This is a genomic window from Virgibacillus sp. NKC19-3, assembly GCF_019837165.1.
Taxonomy (GTDB): Bacteria; Bacillota; Bacilli; order Bacillales; family Amphibacillaceae; genus Virgibacillus_L; species Virgibacillus_L saliphilus.
The window spans coordinates 2,660,901-2,677,035 of the sequence record NZ_JAGYHC010000001.1 but is presented as its reverse complement, the minus strand read 5'-3'; the positions used below and the strand labels follow the sequence as shown (position 1 = coordinate 2,677,035).

The 16,135-nt window shown below is 38.5% G+C and carries 19 protein-coding genes; 12 read left to right on the top strand and 7 right to left on the bottom strand.

The window, feature by feature from the left end; genetic code table 11:
- Positions 1 to 29: 29 nt before the first annotated feature.
- The 7 genes from KFZ56_RS12980 to KFZ56_RS12955 all read left to right on the top strand — a co-directional run bounded on the left by KFZ56_RS12980 (position 30) and on the right by KFZ56_RS12955 (position 4,299).
- Positions 30 to 896 (top strand): GNAT family N-acetyltransferase, encoded by an 867-nt coding sequence (locus tag KFZ56_RS12980; protein WP_309228352.1) that lies wholly within the window; start codon positions 30 to 32, stop codon positions 894 to 896.
- Positions 897 to 1,047: 151 nt separating this feature from the next.
- Positions 1,048 to 1,215 (top strand): hypothetical protein, encoded by a 168-nt coding sequence (locus KFZ56_RS12975; protein ID WP_222642341.1) that lies wholly within the window; start codon positions 1,048 to 1,050, stop codon positions 1,213 to 1,215.
- A 147-nt stretch (positions 1,216 to 1,362) separates the two neighbouring features.
- The gene (locus tag KFZ56_RS12970) at positions 1,363 to 2,376 is read left to right on the top strand and encodes a C45 family autoproteolytic acyltransferase/hydrolase (protein WP_222642340.1); all 1,014 of its coding nucleotides are present in this window, start codon (positions 1,363 to 1,365) and stop codon (positions 2,374 to 2,376) included.
- A 159-nt stretch (positions 2,377 to 2,535) separates the two neighbouring features.
- Positions 2,536 to 2,727, top strand: a complete 192-nt coding sequence (locus KFZ56_RS12965) for a DUF6366 family protein (RefSeq protein WP_222642339.1) — start codon at positions 2,536 to 2,538, stop codon at positions 2,725 to 2,727.
- Positions 2,728 to 2,787: 60 nt separating this feature from the next.
- The gene (locus KFZ56_RS12960; protein WP_222642338.1) at positions 2,788 to 2,961 is read left to right on the top strand and encodes a hypothetical protein; all 174 of its coding nucleotides are present in this window, start codon (positions 2,788 to 2,790) and stop codon (positions 2,959 to 2,961) included.
- A gap of 53 nt (positions 2,962 to 3,014) precedes the next feature.
- On the top strand, positions 3,015 to 3,143 hold the full coding sequence (locus KFZ56_RS19590) for a hypothetical protein (protein WP_255585134.1): 129 nt from the start codon (positions 3,015 to 3,017) through the stop codon (positions 3,141 to 3,143).
- 229 nt (positions 3,144 to 3,372) lie between these two features.
- The gene (locus tag KFZ56_RS12955; protein ID WP_222642337.1) at positions 3,373 to 4,299 is read left to right on the top strand and encodes an aldo/keto reductase; all 927 of its coding nucleotides are present in this window, start codon (positions 3,373 to 3,375) and stop codon (positions 4,297 to 4,299) included.
- A gap of 112 nt (positions 4,300 to 4,411) precedes the next feature.
- On the opposite strand, the gene KFZ56_RS12950 is transcribed toward KFZ56_RS12955, so the two are convergent.
- From KFZ56_RS12950 to KFZ56_RS12940, 3 genes are read right to left on the bottom strand one after another with little or no spacing between them, the layout of a single operon-like run.
- Positions 4,412 to 5,425: an NAD(P)/FAD-dependent oxidoreductase gene (locus tag KFZ56_RS12950; RefSeq protein ID WP_222642336.1), complete on the bottom strand. Its 1,014-nt coding sequence runs from the start codon at positions 5,423 to 5,425 to the stop codon at positions 4,412 to 4,414.
- 23 nt (positions 5,426 to 5,448) lie between these two features.
- Positions 5,449 to 6,474 carry a FecCD family ABC transporter permease gene (locus KFZ56_RS12945; protein ID WP_222642335.1) on the bottom strand — a complete coding sequence of 342 codons (1,026 nt, stop codon included), beginning with the start codon at positions 6,472 to 6,474 and terminating at the stop codon, positions 5,449 to 5,451.
- Positions 6,471 to 7,487 (bottom strand): FecCD family ABC transporter permease, encoded by a 1,017-nt coding sequence (locus KFZ56_RS12940; protein ID WP_222642334.1) that lies wholly within the window; start codon positions 7,485 to 7,487, stop codon positions 6,471 to 6,473. Before KFZ56_RS12940 ends, KFZ56_RS12945 begins: the two co-directional genes overlap by 4 nt.
- 89 nt (positions 7,488 to 7,576) lie before the next feature.
- On the opposite strand from KFZ56_RS12940, the gene KFZ56_RS12935 reads away from it, so the two are divergent.
- The 5 genes from KFZ56_RS12935 (at position 7,577) to ytkD (ending at position 11,338) form a co-directional block, all read left to right on the top strand.
- Positions 7,577 to 8,527 carry an iron-hydroxamate ABC transporter substrate-binding protein gene (locus tag KFZ56_RS12935; protein ID WP_222642333.1) on the top strand — a complete coding sequence of 317 codons (951 nt, stop codon included), beginning with the start codon at positions 7,577 to 7,579 and terminating at the stop codon, positions 8,525 to 8,527.
- A 189-nt stretch (positions 8,528 to 8,716) separates the two neighbouring features.
- Positions 8,717 to 9,544 (top strand): ABC transporter ATP-binding protein, encoded by an 828-nt coding sequence (locus KFZ56_RS12930; protein ID WP_222642332.1) that lies wholly within the window; start codon positions 8,717 to 8,719, stop codon positions 9,542 to 9,544.
- 348 nt (positions 9,545 to 9,892) lie between these two features.
- On the top strand, positions 9,893 to 10,216 hold the full coding sequence (locus KFZ56_RS12925; RefSeq protein WP_309228298.1) for a hydrolase: 324 nt from the start codon (positions 9,893 to 9,895) through the stop codon (positions 10,214 to 10,216).
- A gap of 96 nt (positions 10,217 to 10,312) precedes the next feature.
- Positions 10,313 to 10,822: a hypothetical protein gene (locus KFZ56_RS12920; protein ID WP_222642331.1), complete on the top strand. Its 510-nt coding sequence runs from the start codon at positions 10,313 to 10,315 to the stop codon at positions 10,820 to 10,822.
- Positions 10,823 to 10,840: 18 nt separating this feature from the next.
- Positions 10,841 to 11,338 carry an RNA deprotection pyrophosphohydrolase gene (gene ytkD, locus KFZ56_RS12915; RefSeq protein ID WP_222642330.1) on the top strand — a complete coding sequence of 166 codons (498 nt, stop codon included), beginning with the start codon at positions 10,841 to 10,843 and terminating at the stop codon, positions 11,336 to 11,338.
- A 155-nt stretch (positions 11,339 to 11,493) separates the two neighbouring features.
- Here the strand turns inward: ytkD and KFZ56_RS12910 are convergent, their stop codons facing one another.
- From KFZ56_RS12910 to pckA, 4 genes are all read right to left on the bottom strand, one after another.
- Positions 11,494 to 12,300, bottom strand: a complete 807-nt coding sequence (locus tag KFZ56_RS12910; RefSeq protein ID WP_222642329.1) for an ABC transporter permease — start codon at positions 12,298 to 12,300, stop codon at positions 11,494 to 11,496.
- On the bottom strand, positions 12,300 to 13,100 hold the full coding sequence (locus KFZ56_RS12905; protein ID WP_222642328.1) for an ABC transporter ATP-binding protein: 801 nt from the start codon (positions 13,098 to 13,100) through the stop codon (positions 12,300 to 12,302). The genes KFZ56_RS12910 and KFZ56_RS12905 overlap by 1 nt, the downstream gene beginning before the upstream one ends.
- 16 nt (positions 13,101 to 13,116) lie before the next feature.
- Entirely contained in the window at positions 13,117 to 14,106 is a 990-nt protein-coding gene (locus tag KFZ56_RS12900; protein WP_222642327.1) for an ABC transporter substrate-binding protein, read from the bottom strand.
- A gap of 280 nt (positions 14,107 to 14,386) precedes the next feature.
- Positions 14,387 to 15,973 (bottom strand): phosphoenolpyruvate carboxykinase (ATP), encoded by a 1,587-nt coding sequence (gene pckA / locus KFZ56_RS12895; protein ID WP_222642326.1) that lies wholly within the window; start codon positions 15,971 to 15,973, stop codon positions 14,387 to 14,389.
- Positions 15,974 to 16,135 lie beyond the last annotated feature (162 nt).

Here is a 16,135-nt window from a genome sequence, read left to right as displayed (position 1 = left end):
AATATAAAAGTATGGTGATATAATTGGATGTGACAATAGAAAAAGTTGTAGATTTCCAGGAACTATCCCTTTTTTTATCTGATATCAATAAGCATAAAAATTCTCACATTGGCTTTTGTGGAGAAAAGCCTGCGGAAATCCACCAGACACTAAAGGAAGATTTTATAGGTGATGATGGTGATGTTACATTTTTTATCGCAAGAAATAATTCAGGAGAAATAGTGGCAGCTATTGGCTTAGATATAGATGAAACTACTGCTGAAGTATGGGGACCCTTTAATCAAACACCCTCTGTTAATTTGCAGCATGAACTATGGAAAAATATATTAAATGCGAATCCAACAGTTCAAACCTTTGAATTCTTCATTAATAAGGAAAATACCCAGCAAAACATGTTTATGGAAGAAATAAAAGCAGAAAAGACCGGCGAGCACCTAAATTTGGAAATGAAAGAGCAAGATATTGATGGAGTTCGTGAAATAAAAAGCACACCGTTTGTACAAAGTGATTTTCAAGCATTTGAAGAATTGCATAACAAAACGTTTCCGAATACATACTATGACGCAAAAACGATTAAAGAGAGACTTAATAATGAAAATGTTTTAAGAGTGCTCAAAACCAAATCTAACGAGTTGCAAGGCTACGCCTACTTTGAAATTGATACGGAAATGGAAGAGGCATCCTTAGAATATATTGGTATTTCAGATGAATTCCAAAATAAGGGTTTGGGTACCATGATGCTAAAAGAGGCGCTTTCAGAAATATTTTCATATCCACAAATAAATGAGATCACATTAACTGTAGATAATACAAATAGTCAAGCCAATCACATTTATATGAAAGCTGGCTTTAAACCGAAAGATGTTTTAATAAGTTACCGTGTTGACAACGCTTGAACAGAATAAATTTACCATTATAAAAGACTATTAATCTACAACTACGCACAATTCGCTTTTGGAAAATGAGATATGAATCTTAGAATCAAACTTCTACAAGCCGTTGGTGAATAATAGGCCATTTTCGCCAGATAATCAAGGGGGAGAGTATATGTTTTCATCAAAATTAACATGTAGTAATTGCAATAGAGAAGTAGAGGAGACTGATAAGATAGCAATTGTAGTTCAAGCGAAAGAATTAAACGGCATAACAAATTTAAAAAGCTTTGCCAAAAAACATAAAGTACTTTGTTCCCAATGCAATGGTATAAGACAATGAAAGGTCAGCAGATGAGCGTAGCTTTTCTTCAGTAATAGAAATATAGTGAGCCATATGTTATTCCCAAATAAAGAACAGTGCAGCATGGAAGGGCTAAGTCATGGAATATCAGTATTTGAAAAATTATTTCAGAGAGGAAATAGATACATGAAGGATTTCCAAATATCTATAGAACAGTATCGAGGGTCTTCATACGATATTGGCTACCAACAAGGTAAACAAGTGGATCAGTCGTTGATAAATATGTATTCAAATATCGTAGACGTTGATGGAATTAATCTGGATGAGTTAAAAGATTTATATCATTTGTATGCACCCCATTTACTAGAGGAGTTGTCTGGGCTTGCTGATTCCATGGATATATCTTTTAACAAAGCTGCACTGTTCAGTGGCTATGGCACCCCGGAAATTCAAGGTATGGGTTGTTCTTCCGTTGTAAATGATAAGATGCTTGTCAGGAACTATGATTTTTCGCCCGAACTATATGATTCCCGTCTTGTTTTTGTACAGCCAAAAGAAGGGTATGCAAGTGTAGGTCATAGTTTGCATATGCTGGGACGTACGGAAGGTGCTAACGAAAATGGGTTAGCTGTCGCTTTGCATTTTATTAATGACAAAGATACACAGAAAGGACTCACTGCGGGAAGTGTCATAAGAATAGTACTCGATACATGCAAAAATACAGATGAGGCTATAACGATGATCCGACAATTGCCTCATTCCTGGAGTTATAATTTTTCAATAGGCGATGCTGAAGGTCATACAGTAGTTGTCGAGGAATCGCCATTCGATATCAAGGTAAGAAGAGACAATGATATTTTATTTTGCACGAATCACTTCCAGAAACAAGAAATGAACAACCTGAACCGCGAAAATTTGGAAGGTACTCAGGGGCGATTAGACTATTTATCACAAAGCAACTTGAGAAAGCTCAATGGACAAGAAGCTTTTAATCGTTTCAGAGACGCAACGACTCCGCTGTATAACGAAGCGTACGATGCGTTTTTCGGAACGATGCATACTTTTGCATACCTGTTTGAAGAGGATAAAATTCTAACTGCGATACCTGGTGGAGAAGTGCTGGAAATAGATTTTACTGAATGGGTTAAAGGAAAAAATGTTAGACAACATGCATTAAATGGTTATCTGAATTATTCTTAACTTTTGATCAGGGAGCATGAGCAAATAATCTTGGTGTTGAGTGGTTTAATAAAATCCGATAACTGATTAAAAAAGTTGGATACAATTGCGTTAATGCTTGAATTGTGACACTGCAACAAACGGACCATTTTGTGAAATTAAACTTTTGGGGGTGGAAAAATGGGCGAAAATAAAGAAACGCCCGAAGAAAAAAGAGAAAGACTAAGGCAAGAAGAATTAAAAAATCCTTCCAGTAGCATTCATGGAAGTGGACTTACTGATCTTGTAGGTAGTTTGGGTTGGAAGGGAACTGGAATAATAATTCTTGTTCTTGTAGTCGGTTTTATAATATACGCTGTTTTCTTTCGTTAACAAAGCGCAGTTGTTGTGCCAGAATAGGGCCATTTAACTGAAAAGGAGGATTTGAATTATATGTTTTCTCCAAACTTAAAATGTAGTAACTGTAATAAAGAAATAAAAGATGATGATAAGATAGCAATTATAGTTCAAGCAAAGGAATTAAATGGTTTAACAAATTTAAAAAGCTGGGCAAATAATCATAAAATACTCTGTTCCCAATGCAATGATGGCGCGATTGTGGCATAATGTATTGCTTTTTAGACAACTTTATTGCCATTACACACTTGGAGGTGACTCAAATGAAGTTGGAAAATGTACGCCAGGCTTTTCCGGAACAATGGGTTTTGATAGAAGCTGTTCGAGCACATACAGATGAGAAAAGAGAGCGTATTTTAGATGAGATCGCTCCTTTAAAAAACGTTTTCTAATTCTCCAGATGCTATGAAAGTATATCAAGAAGACCCTAGACGGGAATTATATGTTCTTCATAATCGCCGGAAGGGGCCTAATATCATTGAGAAAAAATGGGTGGATGTTAGGCAATAGTGAAAAAAGTAATTTTTGAAGTTGGGTTATTGCATACGGATATGGTTTAAACGTTACTAAAAAGGGAAAATGAATATAGAATATAATAAGAATCAGGAGGTCATACATATCATGAAATACACGACATTACCCGGAACAGATTTGTCTGCATCCAATATTATTATGGGAAATATGCGCATCAACTCCCTTTCTCTCCAGGAAATTGATCAACTTGTGAAATCGGCTCAAGAAGCGGGAATTAATTTCTTCGACCATGCCGATATTTATGGTGATGGGGAATGCGAATCACTCTTTTCCAAAGCGATTTCTATGGATGCTTCCATGAGGGAAAAAATGATTATTCAGAGTAAGTGCGGGATTCAAAAAAAGGGTGGCTATTATGATTTCTCTAAAGAACATATTTTAAGGTCTGTCGAAGGAACGTTGTCACGCCTGCAGACGGATTATTTGGATATTTTGCTGTTGCACCGGCCGGATCCGTTGATGGAACCAGATGAGGTGAGTCAAGCATTTGACGAACTAGAAAATAGTGGGAAGGTTCGTTATTTTGGTGTTTCCAATCATAATCCAATGCAGATAGAAATGCTTCAAAGCACATTATCACAAAAACTTGTCGTTAATCAAATGCAGCTTTCGATCGCGCATACGCCGCTCATCGACTCAGGAATTGCATTGAATATGACCAATGATCAGTCGGTTAATCGCGATAGCAGTACACTTGAGTATTCCCGTCTTAAAGATATCACTTTACAAGCATGGTCGCCTTTTCAAGCCGGATTCTTTGAAGGCGTATTCGTTGGAGATTATAATCGTTTTCCTGAACTGAATAAGGTGCTGGATAGGCTTGCCGAAAAATATGATGTAGCGTCTGAGGCCATTGCAGTTGCGTGGATCACACGTCACCCGGCGAATATCCAAGTCGTTAGTGGTACAACGAAAATGGATCGTCTGCAAAAGATGAGCGCAGGATCGGAAATTCCACTTACACGAGCTGAATGGTATGAGCTTTATAAAGCAGCAGGCAATATAGTGCCATAAAAGTTGTTAACGCGAAAAAAGCCTACTTTATCATTATCACAGTAGCGATTTCGAATAAGAAGTAAAAGGACGATACCTAGTAGTTGCGTGTGTATCGTCCTTTATTGTCGATTTAATCTTCTTTTATCAACGGTTCATAGTTCGTAGAATATATCGTTTCCAGCTGAGCCTCTGGCGATGAATGCAATTTCGCATTGTTAACAGCAATTGGTCCTTCATTAAAACCACCAGCTATTAAATTCAATTTACCGGGAAAGCTTGCTATATCACCAACAGCAAATATGCCCGGGATGGATGTAGACATCTGATCATCTACCTGAATGGAGCCATTATTCATTTGCATGCCCCATTGTTCTATAGCTCCTAGATCAATGTGAAATCCATGATTCACAATGATATTATCTACGGGGATTTCTTTTTGATTATGTGTATCGGTATGTTTAGTTATAGTACTAGAAATCTGTCCATTCTTTCCTTTTAGTTCCACCAGTTCATATGGCTGAAGAATGTCAACAGAAGAATTCATCATTTTTGTTATATTGCTTTCTATTCCGGAGAATGATGGTCTACGATATACCACTGTAACTTTTTCTGCAATGGATTCCAGTTCATTCGCCCAATCAACTGCTGAATTTCCGCCACCGGATACTAGCACCTGTTTTCCTTTAAAATGATCCAACTTTCGAATCGTGTAATAAAGGCTTTTTTCTTCATATTCTTCGGCGCCGGGAAGGTCTAATTTAACGGATTTTAATATACCAAATCCAGTGGCCAAGATAATGGCCTTTGTATGATGTCTCGCGCCATTACTACTTGTTAAGAGAAAGGTTCCATCTTCACATTTTTTCACTTCGGTTACCTGCTCTTCTAACACAATCGTTGGATCAAATGTTTTCGCCTGTTCAATTAGATTTTCGGTTAACTGCTCACCGGATAATTGAGGAATCCCACCTACATCCCGAATGATTTTTTCTGGATAGAAGTAGGGGACTTTACCGCCAAGGAATGGTAAATATTCAATAACTTTTGTTTTCATCTCCCGCATCCCACTATAAAAAGCAGTGAATAATCCAACAGGCCCTCCACCTATGATGGTGACGTCGTATAATTCGAATTTGTCCGGCATGAGAAAGCCCTCCTTGATAGGTATTACTTTGTTTTCATTAATAAATAGACAAAATATGGTGCACTCAAGATTGCTACAATGATCCCAACGGGGATTTCTGTTGGAGCCAGTAAATTTTGGCCGATTGTATCTGCCACCATTAAGAGTAATGCGCCAATTAATGTCGAGATTGGGATAATATATTGATGCAATGGTCCGATTATTTTTCGTGCGATGTGTGGAACGACTAATCCTAAAAAGGCAATTCCACCGCCAGCTGCTACCGATGCACCTGCTAGTGCAACGGCAATGAACAATAACAGGCGCCTTTCCCTTTCTACATTTGACCCTAAGCCGGATGCTACTTCATCCCCTAAGTTTAATACATTTAGCGCACTTGCTTTATGCAATGCAATTGGTATAAGAATGAGTATCCAAGGTAACAAGGCAAGCACGAAAGCCCAATTTGCGTTCCATATATCCCCAGATAGCCACACATGAGCCTGTCTGAAATCCTGCGGATCCATTTGTAACTGGAAAATCACAAGAAAAGCACTAAACCCTGCATTCACTCCGATACCTACCAAAATAAGCCGTATCGGATTTACTCCCTTTTTCCATGCTAATACATAAATTAAAAATGCTGCACCCATTGCTCCGACTAATGCAAATATAGGCATCATAAAAATAGACAGTGAGCCTGTGGTATCAAGGCTATCCCGGAAAAAGAATATAAATAATACAACTGCGAGCCCAGCACCTGTGTTTATCCCTAAAATCCCTGGATCCGCGAGTTCATTTTGAGTGACTCCTTGCAGGATAACCCCGGATATCGCCAGCCCTGCCCCTATTAATAATGCTAACAGGATCTGTGGCAAGCGAAAATCAAACAGGATGAGTTCTTGTTTATTTGTTCCATTATTCAATAGTGTTTGTAAAACTTCCCCTGGTGTGATTTGAATGACACCTGTGCGTAAACTAATAAAAAATAGGACAATCAACAGTGTGATTAACAGGATCATAATCCACAAGAATTTTTTTCGCTTTGATGTTTCCCCATTTGTATTCATGATTTTCCACCTCCACTTCCACGTGCTAAGTAAAGGAAGAAAGGAACACCGATAAGGGAAGTAATAGCTCCTACGGGTGTCTCAAAAGGAGCATTAATACCCCTTGCAACAACGTCAGACAACACAAGTAAAAGTCCTCCAAATATTGCGGATGATGGGATGATCCATCGATAATCCGTCCCCATAATAAAGCGGGTAATATGTGGTATGATAAGCCCGACAAAACCCACTGCTCCGGCAATGGAAACAGCTGCGCCTGTTAAGACCAGTACAGCGAATATTCCTAGTATTTTTGTCAGGATATTATTTTGACCTAAACCGGTAGATATATCTTCGCCTAGACTGAGCACTGTAATGGATTTCGCGATAGCAAGTGCTAGAACCATTCCTATAGTTCCTGCAATCAAGAGAATCTGAACGGAGGTCCAATTCGCTCCAGCAAGTTCACCTGCCAGCCAAAAGCCCATTTCTTTTTCTAATTGAAAATGCAATGAAATCATAGAGGATATCGAACTTAGCATTGTGCCAATGGCAACACCCGCCAGTGCCAATTTAACAGGTGTTAATCCTCCTTTAGAGAAGGAACCTATCATAAATATAAGTGTTACAGCCAGACCAGCACCAATAAGGGAAGCTACCGTTATACCCGAGTTTGAGACAGTTGGGAAAAATGCGAGCATGATCACAAGTGCAAAAGCAGCCCCGTCTGTAACACCCATAATGGATGGGGAAGCCAATGGATTTCGAGTCATTCCTTGCATGATGGCACCAGACACTGCAAGAAACGCACCAACGAAAAGTGCAGTAAATGCTCGAGGTAGACGTAATTCCTGTATAATCTGGTGTGTTGTCAAATCCGGATTAAAATGAAAAATGGCCTGCCAAACAGTTAGGAGATCAATATCAGTAGTACCGTACGATACGGATATCCCGATTGAAAAGAGTAATGCAAGGATGGCAGAAATATTTATAATTGTTCTTAATAAGTTTGAGTGGTTGATTGTTGATAGCATCGTTTTCCCCTGAATTGTAATTGACTTTATAATTGAAAATGATTATCATTACCATTAGATGTCAATTATAACATAAAGGAGCCATACATATGTATTCAAATTATAAAATTCACCTAAATTTTATCGTAATGGTAATGGGACTAGTACTGTTTATATCTGCATGTGGAAATAATGATGCTACTTCGGAACCTGAAAACGATGCTAGTGGGGAAGTGACACTTGATTCGGAAATGGGGAAAGTTAGCATTCCAGAAGATCCGAATAACGTTTTAGCTCCTTTTCATGAAGATGCTTTACTCGCACTAGATGTTACGCCTATAGCTAAATGGTCAATCGGCCAACAGATTCAAGACTACCTAGAGGTTGATCTGGAAGATGTACCAAGCATGGAATGGGATCTACCTTTGGAACAAGTCCTTAGCTATGAACCTAATCTTATCATATTGGAAAATGATATGGAAAGCTATGAAGGAAGTTATGAAGATTACAGTGAAATTGCTCCAACGTATGTCATGACCGAAGAAACTACGAAAGACTGGCGTAATCAGATTGAAACGTTTGGAAAAATGTTGGGGAAAGAAAGCGAAGCTGAATCGGTGCTAAAGGAATACGAGGAAAAAGTGAACGATGCTAGTGAACAATTAGACGAAGCAATTAGTGATGAAACCATTGCTGCCATTTGGACCACAGGAGATCAATTCTTTTTATTTGAAGAAGACCGACACAGTGCAGAAGTACTTTACTCTGAAGTGGGTATAAATGCTCCATCACTTGTTGAAGACCTAGGTAATGCAGAAACACAATGGAATCCGATCTCACTTGAGGCGCTTTCTGAGCTGGAAGCAGACCATGTATTTTTACTTGCTGAAGAAGGAGAACAGGGGGTAGAAACCCTAGAAAACAGTTCTGTATGGCAACAAACTCCTGCTGCCAAAAACGACAATGTTTATACTATCGATGATCCAAGTAATTGGACAAATACGGGAGTAATAGCTTCGGAAGAAACCATCGATGACGTTTTAAACGCGTTGGGTAGTTAAATAAACTGACTGTCACTACACGTGTTATTCACAAAACTGTCGCTTCTAAATGAAAACGATTATCATTGACTAATCACGGAACAGCAAATACAATAGAGATAGTTAGAATAGGCATTTTGGAAAAATTTGAACATATACATAGATATGTGTGTGTGTGCTTTTATGCATGAATGTAGAGGAGCGATTCCGATGCAAACACTATCCGCAACTGATTTAACCCTTGGTTACGGGGAAAATATTATAATAGATGATTTAGATATAGCAATACCTAAAGGCGAAATTACTGTCTTAATTGGCGCTAATGGAAGTGGAAAATCTACATTATTACGATCGTTGGCTAGGTTGCTAAAGCCAAAAGGCGGTAACGTTATTTTAGATGGTGAAAATATCGCGAAGATGGGGACAAAAGAAGTTGCAAAGGAGCTATCTATCTTACCGCAAGGCCCTGTTACTCCTGAAGGTTTATCTGTAATGGAACTTGTCAAACAAGGGAGACATCCGCATCGCGGTTTCCTAAAACAATGGTCTAAAGAAGATGAAGATGCTGTTCATCACGCACTTGAATCAACAAACATGCTTGATTTAAAGGATCGCCCTGTTGATTCCTTATCCGGTGGTCAGCGTCAGCGTGCTTGGATTGCCATGACATTGGCGCAGGAGACGGATGCGATCCTACTTGATGAACCGACAACTTATTTAGATATGGCGCATCAAATTGATGTACTTGATTTATTATTTGATTTGAATGAAAAAGACGGACGTACGATCATCATGGTATTGCATGATTTAAATCTTGCATGCCGCTACGCGCACCATGTTGTTTCCATTAAAGATAAACAGGTTTATGCAAAAGGAAAACCGGAGGAAATTGTTACATGTAATTTAGTTCATGATGTTTTTCAAATGAAATGTGATGTAACTTATGATCCAAGGTTTGGGACACCAATGTGTATTCCACATGGTAAAGGGCGCTGTGTATTTGCCAACCAAAATCAACAAACAGCAATAACTTCCTAATGAGATTTGAGGTTGGGACAAAACAAACGTGTTTCATTAAAAAGACGAACATTATCAAACTTAGCGTAGGAAATATGCGGAGACTCCAGCGGGAGAAAAGGCATAGGTGAGACACCGAAGTGCGATAGCAATCTTTTTTGCGAGGAGTGCTTCCCCTCGAAGTCGCTTGCAATACGACGAGCACAAGGGGGATCACCAGCCGCCCTAAGGTGCGCGAAGTATATTTCCGAAGCGATGTATGTTCGGATTTTATTTGTTAAAAATACTTTTGTCCCAGCCTCTTTTTTAAACGAATTTTCATGCATGCTTTTTATACTTTTTAGGCAAATTAAGCTTAGGAGGTGTGCAGTGTTGGAAAAGAAAAAGTATTACGTAAATATCGGATCTGGAGAAATTTCTCAAATTAAATATGATAACAATGAGGAATTTGTCATTCACGCAACAGATGATGAGGTCAGCTTATTACGTTCCAAGCTGGAGAATTTGCATGATGCAAGCTTCCATTCATTTTGGCGGGCCCATGTACCAATTATGCCTTACCATCACGATAAACCAAATGATGATTATGACAGCAATATGATGGAAACATTCCAGATGTTATATGACTGTGGTGATGAGCGAGCAAAATCGCATATTAAAGAGATGGGAATTTTAAGGGACAATCATATATGAAAAAGATAGGAATAGAATGAAATTATGTTCTATTCCTATTTTTGGTTTATCTTTCCAGGTTTAGAGGAATAGTTATACATAAGGGGGCTATTTCAAATGGGAAGCAAACGTTTCAAGAAAAAGCATTGGATTTTAGGGCTGGGAATTATTTTATTATTATTTACATTGATTAACACCAATGATCTGAAAATCGTGGGCGCAGAAGAGGATCAGCAAAAAGAAGAACATATTCCACATGAAGCGGTTATTTCTTTGACGGATGCGTTTATGGAAATGCTGGTACAAGATGTAGATGAAAATTATAAAGTGGTAAACTATGATACAAAAGAGGAATTGCTTCAGGCTTTTGAAGATGTAACGACTAGGGAAACTGCTAAACCTTATGTTGATTATTTTTATAGAGAAGAAGCAGATGGTTTATACATTCTTCCAACGGAAACACCACCGTGGTTCATGGAAGAAAACGCATATGATATGATACAATTGAATGAAACACAAGTAAAACTCATCCAGGAGAATCAAAGCTTTTTCTATGATGAATATGAAATTGAAATAGAGTTTACTTTTGAGAACAAATGGAAGATAACAAATATAAGCATTAGTTAAGTAAAGGCAGTTGACAACATGTATACATTCAGAGATTACTATAACAATGAAGTGAAACTTTCTTTCGATAACCATCCGTTTTCGACTTCGCCAAAACATGTATGGGTTGTTTGCCGGTACAAGGATGATTGGCTTTTAACGAAGCATAAAGGGAGAGGCTATGAATTCCCCGGAGGTAATGTGGAGGAGGGTGAAACAGCTAGACAGGCTGCTATTCGAGAAGTCATGGAAGAGACCGGTGGAAAAGTGGAAGATATCCATTATATAGGCCAATATTATGTCGCCGGAAAAACGGAAACCATTATTAAAAATGTTTATTTCGCTCAAATTGATCAACTCATCCAGCGGGACACCTATTTTGAAACAAATGGGCCATTCTTGTTAAAAACAATCCCGTCCAACGTAAAGGATAATCATTTATATAGTTTTATTATGAAGGACGGCGTCTTGGATTATTGTATGAAACATATTCGAAATACGTGGCTTATCGCGGGAGCAAAATCACGAAAGCATTAATTTCTTATATAAGCTGTTTTATCAAAATTGGTGTTTGCGGCACAAAAGGGTGTAAACCGCGAAGATGAAAAGTAGCAATACGAACAAAAAGAGCTATGAACTTAGAAAAAATCGCCTATTTTAGCTTATAGGCGATTTTTTCTGTGGGGTTTTTCTTACGTGGAATGTTTAATCAACCATTTTTCAATCTTTTCTACGATTTTATACATAATCGCAGCAAATATGGCGATGAGAACTAAGCTAGACATAACCAGTGAAAAATCAAATACTTGGAATCCATAAATGATTAAATAACCTAACCCTTGTTTGGAAACAAGAAACTCACCAACGATGACACCAACCCATGAGAGTCCTACATTTACTTTTAATGTAGAAATCATTACCGGAAGTGTTGCCGGAAAAATAGCTTCCTTAAAACGCTGCCACCTCGTGGCACCGAAGCTTATTAGGACTTTTTCATAGTTAGGATCAACTTCATTGAAAGCCGCGTACACAACAAGTGTCGTAATGATCACGGAAATGATGGCTCCCATCGTAATAATTGAAAAATAACCAGGCCCAATGGCGACAATAATAATGGGGCCAAGTGCTACTTTGGGCATTGCATTCATAATAACAAGATAGGGATCCATGATTTTGGAAAATCGGGTTGATGACCAAAGTAATGTGGCCATGACGATACCCAGAACTGTTCCAATAATGAAACCAAGCACTGTTTCAAACAATGTTACCTGGATATGCGTAACCATGGAACCACCTGTAAATCGATCAACTAATATATGAACAATTTTGGTTGGCGAACTGAATATCAAGGGGTCAATCCAATATAATCTGCTAGCAATTTCCCAAAGGGCAATAAAAATGACTAATATACTGATTTGCCAAGCAAAAACAACTTTCTTTTCACGCTTTAACTGATTTTTGTAGGATTCATAAAGATGGTAATCGGATTTCGTTTCCATTATTTTCTTGACACCACCTTTGATTCGGATGGATCTGTATCCTCATGTTCCAAGGTTTCCCATATTTTATCGAAGAGGATTTGATATTTGGGATGTCTGCGTACGCTAAATGGTTTTTCATCACGCAATTCAATAGGAACTTCGAAAATTTTATCAATACCCCCTGGATTGGCCTTCATAATACAAATACGGTCAGCCATGGCAATTGCTTCTCCTATATCATGTGTAACGAGAACCGTTGTTTTATGATACATGTTTAGTAAATCGGATACTTGATCCTCCAATTTGAGTTTTGTTTGATAATCCAGAGCTGAAAATGGTTCATCTAATAGAAATATTTTCGGGTCATTAATTAATGTTCGAACAAGTGCAACCCGTTGACGCATTCCACCTGAAAGTGCGCTAGGGTAAGCATCTGCGACGTTTGGAAGACCAACGTTGTTAAGTAATTCTAATGCTTTTTCTTTCGTTTCCGCGGTGTTGTCGTTGTTGATTTTAGGTCCTAATAATACATTGCTCATGATTGTTTTCCATGGAAATAAATAGTCCTGCTGTAGCATGTAGCCAATTGCTAATTCGGAATCACTTATCGGTTTCTGCTGCAAAAGTACATGCCCGGAAGTTTGCTTCATAATACCTGCAATTATCGATAGGATTGTTGATTTCCCACAACCGCTTGGGCCGAGCAGAGCTACGAATTCACCTTCTTTCACAGATAGTGAGATATTATCCAATGCTTTTGTAAAGCTATGTTTAGAAAAGTAATGATGCGTTACTTGATCTAAGGTTAGAAAAGACAAAATAAAACCCCCTTCCTTAGTTAGTAGTGACTTCCTCGGCAATTTCCGTATTTACCAGCTCCTGGTATGGTACATCTGCTGGGAGTTCGTCTGCTTCTTCCATAATAGCCTTTAGGTTATCCCATTCTTCTTCATCCATGGTTGGATCTGTCGAAAAGGAATCCTGATTTTTATAACGATCGATTGCTTGCGCTAACATATCCACTTCGGTATCCTCGAAATAAGGCTGGATGACTTCTGCGATGTCCTCAGCATTATTTTCCTGTACCCACTGCTGTGCTTGATAGATTGCACTTGTAAACTTGCTGAGTACCTCTTCATTCTCATCGAAGTAACTTTCTTTCGCCATATAGGAAGTGTAAGGTACTTTCCCGGACTCTTCCCCGAAGGAAGCAACAATATGGCCGTTCCCTTCTTCTTCAAAAACACTTGCTGTTGGCTCGAATAATTGGACATATTCATAGTCACCTGATGAAAATGCTCCTGGGATATTGGCAAAATCAATATTCTGGTTTAAATTCAAATCAGTATGTGGATCAATATCGTGACTTTTTAATACAAATTCACCAACCATCTGCGGCATACCACCTGTACGCTGTCCTAAAAATTCGCTTCCTCTAAGTTCATCCCATGTAAAGTCAGGATTAGGTTCCTTGGCAACAAGAAATGTTCCATCTGTAGCTGTTAATTGTGCAAAGTTAACAGCATAATCCTTGGAATCTTGCCCATATACGTACATAGAAGTTTCCGAACCGACAAGGGCAATATCAGCACCATCTGATAACAGAGCTGTCATTGTTGTATCACCACCCCATGTAGTCTGCAATTCCACATCCAACCCTTCTTCTTCAAAGAATCCTTTTTCAATGGCAACATACTGCGGTGCATAGAAAACGGAACGGGTGACTTCGGCAAGTTGAATAGACGTATTTCCATTTGAATTACATGCGGAAAGGAAAAGGAGCAGCATAATTGAAATAACAGCGATAAGCTTTGTTTTTTTCATACAGTTCGACCCTTTCAATTTCAGTAATGATATGTCAAAACAGTTTATGATTTTCGGAAAAAATGTGTGAATGCCTAGTTTGAGAGATGAAAATTCTCTAAGAGAATCAGGGAAATATCAACCGGAGAATATGGGAGTTGACTGGAGTTAGAAATCAACTTGGGAGCAGAAATAGAAAAAAACCGAACTCCATTAGGGAGATCGGTTGTCGCAAGCGGTTTTGCACGCTGCGCTGTTTCATATATAAATAAAATCCTTTGGGATAAGGAAACAATACGTTTTATGCTTTATAGATTGGTCCTGCCTGCTTAATAGCGTTACTTGCCTGTGAGAATTTCGCGAAGTTCTCATGAAATTTCATGGCAAGTGATTGAGCGGCAGCTGTATAAGCATTTTTATCTTCCCATGTTGTTTTTGGAACAAGTACGTCATCAGGTACCCCTGGTACGTGTAGGGGAATTTCAAGACCGAAAATCGTATCTTTTGTTGTTTCAACATTGTTCAATTCGCCCTCTAAAGCGGAATGAATCATGGCACGGGTGTGCGATAATTTCATTCGTGTTCCAATACCATAGGGCCCGCCGGTCCAGCCAGTATTGACTAAAAAGACATTAGAACGATGGTGGTCAATTTTTTCTCCCAACATTTCTGCATAAGTGGATGGTGCCAGAGGAAGGAATGGCGCCCCAAAGCATGCTGAGAATGTAGCTTGAGGTTCTGTCACTCCGCGCTCTGTACCTGCTAATTTACTTGTGTATCCACTTAAAAAGTGGTACATGGCCTGTTCTTTTGTTAATTTACTAACCGGCGGCAAGGTCCCGGAGGCATCTGCTGTTAAAAAAATAATCGTATTCGGATGACCAGCCACGCTTGGCTCGATAATATTATCGATATTGTCCAATGGATATGCTGCTCGTGTGTTTTCTGTTAAGGATACATTATCATAGTCCAAGCACCGTGTTGCTTCATCGATCGCTACATTTTCCAATACGGATCCAAATCGGATCGCATTAAAAATTTGAGGTTCCTTCTTCTCAGATAGATTAATACACTTTGCATAACAGCCGCCCTCAATATTAAATACACCGTTTGGACTCCACCCATGTTCATCATCACCGATTAGCCTGCGGTATGGATCAGCAGATAATGTTGTTTTTCCAGTTCCCGAGAGGCCAAAGAATAAAGCAACATCGCCTTCTGGTCCAACATTCGCTGAACAATGCATTGATAAAATATTTTGCCTTGGCAATAAATAATTCATAACCGAAAAAATAGATTTTTTTATCTCCCCAGCATATTCCGTTCCACCGATTAAAACGACACGTTTTTTAAAGGAAATAATTATAAACGTCTCTGAATTGGTGCCGTCAATTGCTGGATCTGCCTTGAAATCCGGTGCTGATACTACTGTGAATTCCGCTTGATGTGAGGCAAGTTCCTCGTCAGTCGGGTTAATGAACAGTTGGCGGGAAAATAAATTATGCCATGCATATTCATTAATGACTTGAATCGGTAGACGGTAAGCAGGATCCGCTCCAGCAAATCCCTTGAATTGATATAACACCTCTTTTTTCTCTAAATACATGCATACTTTTTCATAAAGCTTATTAAAGGATTCCTCGTCGATTGCTTGATTAACGGGTCCCCAATCAATAAAGTCTTCACAAATTTCATCCTTAACAATAAATTTATCTTTTGGTGAACGTCCAGTATAGGTTCCTGTTGTTGCGCGAACAGCTCCAGTTTCAGTAAGAACACCTTCATTTCGTGATAATATATTCTCGACCAATTGTGAAACAGCTGCATTTTGCTTCAGGTTTTTATGAGAGGATATAGTTTTGAATAATGTGTTCTCTAACGTTTTCATATGAAATACCCGCCTTCCGATGTTTTTTAATATAACATTATCATATGCATCAATTCACAAATAGTATAACACATTTATTAAATTAGTCCATACTATTCAAGAGTTTTTTTCGAAAATTTTACTTCTCCTCCTTGAGACTATCTAGTTGACAGAAAAGATCTC

Bases quoted from the DNA above. Each gene is read 5' to 3' on its own strand.
- KFZ56_RS12950 (WP_222642336.1), bottom strand. From the start codon at position 5,425: ATGCCGGACAAATTCGAATTATACGACGTCACCATCATAGGTGGAGGG.
- ytkD (WP_222642330.1), top strand. From the start codon at position 10,841: ATGTATACATTCAGAGATTACTATAACAATGAAGTGAAACTTTCTTTC.
- pckA (WP_222642326.1), bottom strand. From the start codon at position 15,973: ATGAAAACGTTAGAGAACACATTATTCAAAACTATATCCTCTCATAAA.
- KFZ56_RS19590 (WP_255585134.1), top strand. From the start codon at position 3,015: ATGAAGTTGGAAAATGTACGCCAGGCTTTTCCGGAACAATGGGTTTTG.
- KFZ56_RS12945 (WP_222642335.1), bottom strand. From the start codon at position 6,474: ATGAATACAAATGGGGAAACATCAAAGCGAAAAAAATTCTTGTGGATT.
- KFZ56_RS12970 (WP_222642340.1), top strand. From the start codon at position 1,363: ATGAAGGATTTCCAAATATCTATAGAACAGTATCGAGGGTCTTCATAC.
- KFZ56_RS12965 (WP_222642339.1), top strand. From the start codon at position 2,536: ATGGGCGAAAATAAAGAAACGCCCGAAGAAAAAAGAGAAAGACTAAGG.
- KFZ56_RS12900 (WP_222642327.1), bottom strand. From the start codon at position 14,106: ATGAAAAAAACAAAGCTTATCGCTGTTATTTCAATTATGCTGCTCCTT.
- KFZ56_RS12955 (WP_222642337.1), top strand. From the start codon at position 3,373: ATGAAATACACGACATTACCCGGAACAGATTTGTCTGCATCCAATATT.
- KFZ56_RS12920 (WP_222642331.1), top strand. From the start codon at position 10,313: ATGGGAAGCAAACGTTTCAAGAAAAAGCATTGGATTTTAGGGCTGGGA.
- KFZ56_RS12935 (WP_222642333.1), top strand. From the start codon at position 7,577: ATGTATTCAAATTATAAAATTCACCTAAATTTTATCGTAATGGTAATG.
- KFZ56_RS12930 (WP_222642332.1), top strand. From the start codon at position 8,717: ATGCAAACACTATCCGCAACTGATTTAACCCTTGGTTACGGGGAAAAT.
- KFZ56_RS12940 (WP_222642334.1), bottom strand. From the start codon at position 7,487: ATGCTATCAACAATCAACCACTCAAACTTATTAAGAACAATTATAAAT.
- KFZ56_RS12910 (WP_222642329.1), bottom strand. From the start codon at position 12,300: ATGGAAACGAAATCCGATTACCATCTTTATGAATCCTACAAAAATCAG.
- KFZ56_RS12960 (WP_222642338.1), top strand. From the start codon at position 2,788: ATGTTTTCTCCAAACTTAAAATGTAGTAACTGTAATAAAGAAATAAAA.
- KFZ56_RS12975 (WP_222642341.1), top strand. From the start codon at position 1,048: ATGTTTTCATCAAAATTAACATGTAGTAATTGCAATAGAGAAGTAGAG.